Annotated in this window: 4 protein-coding genes; all 4 read left to right on the top strand. The window is 30.6% G+C overall.

Translation table 11 applies throughout. The features are described 5' to 3' along the window. Positions 1 to 183 precede the first annotated feature (183 nt). A complete protein-coding gene (locus Q361_RS13305) occupies positions 184 to 681 on the top strand; it encodes a hypothetical protein (RefSeq protein WP_146047047.1) in 498 nt (165 codons plus the stop codon). A gap of 495 nt (positions 682 to 1,176) precedes the next feature. After that, positions 1,177 to 1,722, top strand: a complete 546-nt coding sequence (locus Q361_RS13300) for a hypothetical protein (RefSeq protein ID WP_103727217.1) — start codon at positions 1,177 to 1,179, stop codon at positions 1,720 to 1,722. Between the two features lie 236 nt (positions 1,723 to 1,958). After that, positions 1,959 to 2,552, top strand: a complete 594-nt coding sequence (locus tag Q361_RS13295; protein ID WP_103727216.1) for a DUF3885 domain-containing protein — start codon at positions 1,959 to 1,961, stop codon at positions 2,550 to 2,552. After that, positions 2,542 to 2,792: hypothetical protein (locus tag Q361_RS13865; RefSeq protein ID WP_103727215.1), on the top strand; the 251-nt coding region annotated here is incomplete at its 3' end. The genes Q361_RS13295 and Q361_RS13865, both read left to right, overlap by 11 nt.

Raw genomic sequence — 2,792 nt, 5'->3', positions numbered from 1 at the left:
GTAGTAAATTCACATTTTTCTTTCGCAAGTTTCTTTATCTTAGTGGAAAATTAAGCGGTTACGAAGTTCGCCACTTCTTGAAGCCGCGAAACGTTAACAGCCATTTTGGAATTCCGTAATATGAAGAAATATTTCGTTACAATTTTAGTATGTATTCTAGTCAGTTGTTCTTCTGCAAAGAAAATGACAGACGATTTCAATTCTGAGGATAAAAATGTAAATCTTTTTGCTTTTGTTGGCAAGAAAATATCCGTAACACAGTTCGATCCAAATGCTGAAGAAAAAGAAGTAATATCTACTGATAGTTTAACTGGAGAGAAAATCGTACGAAAATCATATATAATGGATTCTGGTTTTCGTTGTAAATATTTGGTTCTCAAAAATGTTTATAATCGTGTGGAGAATGACACCGTTGAATTTGTAGCATATGATCATTATGGAAGACCAAATTTTGAAAAATCTGAATATGTCTTATTATATATTTCTAAAAGTTCAAAAGGAAATTCTTATTTCCATCAAAAATATCAATACGATAACTTAAAAGTTGACGCGGACAATAATTTCTATGGATACATTTTTAAATTGAAAAATAACACTTGGATTAAGCAAGAGAAAAAAGTTTCTGTCAAAGAATTATTTGATGAAAAGAAAAGAAATGTATTTAAAGAATTATTCAAATAAAAACGGCTGTTAACAGCGGTTTCACGAGATTGCGAAAAATGTAGTCTATCGACGTACATTTTTCGCAATTATTTTCTACTTTAGTAGAAAATACGCAGTCACGAACTTCGCAACCTCATGAAGCCGCCAAACGTTAGCCGTCAGTTTGGCGGAGCGTAGAAAATCAAGAATAATTTAAGAAATAATGGATAAATGGACAAAATAATAAATTACTTAATTCTTTTTTTGATTATTTTAATGCCCTTTATTCAATTAATTTTATACATTAAAATTGATAGTAATAAACTAAAGGTTAAGAAATCCATTATTTTAATATTAGCATTGTTAATATATTTTCTTATACCATTTATTATAAATTTTCTTCAACCAATAAAAAACCCTAAATGCTTACTTCCTATTGTTTCATTGTTTCTTGGAATATGGATTGTTGGACTAATTTTAACCTTATCAGTAGAAATTTTGTACTTCATCTACAGAAAATTAAAAAAATAAATAATGGAAAATATTACAATCAAATCTAAATTAACCTTTAAAGAATATTTTATATTAATTCTTAGAATCCGAATTAAAAGCACAAAATTATTTTGGGATTTATTATGGATTTTTTTAGTAATTGTTATTCTATCAAAAGGAAACTTTACAAAAGATTTGTTGAGTCTAAAAAATTTGCTCTCAAATGGTTATTTTAAAGTTATAATTTTACTATTATATCCAGTAAACATATATTTTACGTACAAGAAAAATTTTTACTCAAAACAAAATTTATTGAATGACAATTTAACAGTGAAATTTCAAAGCGATAAAATAATTTATAATTCAAAATTAGGAGATAAAGAAATAGAAAATTCCGAAATTACAGAGATTCAAAATATTAATGAATACTTAATATTTTATTTTAGAGAAAAATATTTAATAATAAATTGCAAATTCAAAAGTAATTTAGAAATTAAAAAAATAGTGAAAAACATTAATTCAAGTATAAAAGAAAACCGAACGGCTAACAGCGGTTTCAAGAAATGGCGTGGCTCGGGATTTATTTGAGATAGAAAAGGTTTTTAATTTAAAGTTTTGGTTATATTTGTAAAGGCTTGGTCTTGGTTCATCGCCACTTCTTGAAGCCGCAAAACGTTGTACGGAAATCCCTTCGGGCTTCCCGTACAACGAACAGGGCTTTGCACCAGCACGAAGCCCTTCGGGACTTCGTACAACTTGGATTTTGCACAAGGCAAAACCCTGCGCAAAGCCCTGTTCGTTGGCAGTAATTGTAAACAGACACGATGACAAAAGAAGATTTTCAAAAATTATGGACTTTAAATTACCCAGACACAGTTCCGATTTCGTATCTGTTCAAACACGACTATACTGACAGGTGGTTTAGAATTCATAGTTTGCCTGAATCAAAGCGTTATCCAGAAGACGAAAACGAATGGCAAGTTCTTCTTTCACGACAAAACGAAATTATTACAGACTTATTCGGACTTGAACCTCCAATATTAATTGTGACAGGTGAATATAATTGGGGAGACGACCGACAAATTCATATAACTGACGAAGAAGAAATCTTTAAGCAATTTTCATTTGTACGACTTGACAACATTGAGTTGCATAAAATTGACGCTGAACAATATGATGAGCCTGACATTTATAGACCTGCATTTGCACAGACTATTTGGAAACCAAATTATCACGACAAACTTTTAAGGGAAATTGCAAATGACAACACAAGAGTTTTTTTTATTTCATTTGACAAAAAAGTTATAGTTGCACCTTATGACGGTGGCGTTGACTTTGTGCTAAAAGACAGTTTGACAAAGGAAAACTTTAAAAACAAATATAGACAATGGTTATCGGAACGAGAAGATGGATATTAAACACGAAACAAAAACAACTACTGCCAACATCGGTTTGGCAATATGGCGGCTGAAGTGCTTCTATGAAAAATTTGTGCAAGGTTCAACAGCAGTAATTCTATTGAACTTTTGTGCTAAAAATCCGCCACATCGCCAAGCCGTGAACCGTTGCCTGCTATACGCGGAAAAATTCCGGAAGAAATTTTTCCTTGTTTATTTAAGAAAGAATTATGAATGTTTCAACTTCGTGGTTTTTTCTTT

It is taken from the genome of Flavobacterium croceum DSM 17960, assembly GCF_002917885.1.
GTDB classification, from domain to species: Bacteria; Bacteroidota; Bacteroidia; order Flavobacteriales; family Flavobacteriaceae; genus Flavobacterium; species Flavobacterium croceum.
This window is presented reverse-complemented; position numbering and strand designations above follow the sequence as displayed.

What these genes read in the sequence shown, in the direction of transcription:
- Q361_RS13305 (WP_146047047.1), top strand. Translation starts at nt 184, where the DNA reads ATGACAGACGATTTCAATTCTGAGGATAAAAATGTAAATCTTTTTGCT.
- Q361_RS13300 (WP_103727217.1), top strand. Translation starts at nt 1,177, where the DNA reads ATGGAAAATATTACAATCAAATCTAAATTAACCTTTAAAGAATATTTT.
- Q361_RS13295 (WP_103727216.1), top strand. Translation starts at nt 1,959, where the DNA reads ATGACAAAAGAAGATTTTCAAAAATTATGGACTTTAAATTACCCAGAC.